This window comes from Pseudomonas sp. F01002, from assembly GCF_004402115.1.
Lineage (GTDB): Bacteria > Pseudomonadota > Gammaproteobacteria > Pseudomonadales > Pseudomonadaceae > Aquipseudomonas > Aquipseudomonas frigoris.
In genome coordinates, this window is sequence record NZ_SOPU01000034.1 from 647 (window position 1) to 1,104 (window position 458).

Here is a 458-nt window from a genome sequence, read left to right on the forward strand (position 1 = left end):
TCCGCACCCGGTTTCAGCACCGCCACGCACCTTTACCGTCACGGAGCTTGTGGCGCCGACCATCACCTCGGTCAAAGGCGATCTGAGCGGTGTCGAGATTCCCCAAGGCGGCACCACCACGGAAACCACGGTGATCCTGACCGGTGCCGCCAGCAGAGGTCAGAAGGTCCAGATTCTGGACGGTGCGACCCCCAAAGGCGAACCCATCGCCGACCCAACGACCGGTGTCTGGACGCTGGATGTCCCCGGGTTGAGCCTGACGGCTCACAGCATCACCGCCAAAGCGTTGTATGGCAGTGGCGTAACCTCGGAGGCGCGGACCTTTACCGTCCAATCAGCCCTCATGCTGAATCCGCCTTCCGTTAAAGAAACCGTCGACAACAACCTAAACCCCATCGCCGCCAAAGACTCCCTCACCGTGGTGGTCCCTCAGGGCGTCCTGCTACCCACCGACCTGC

General features: G+C 62.4%; 1 pseudogene. It reads left to right on the forward strand.

Features of this window, described 5'->3' with window-relative positions:
* Positions 1–458 (forward strand): annotated as a pseudogene (locus tag E3W21_RS31385) (hypothetical protein); the annotation flags it as partial.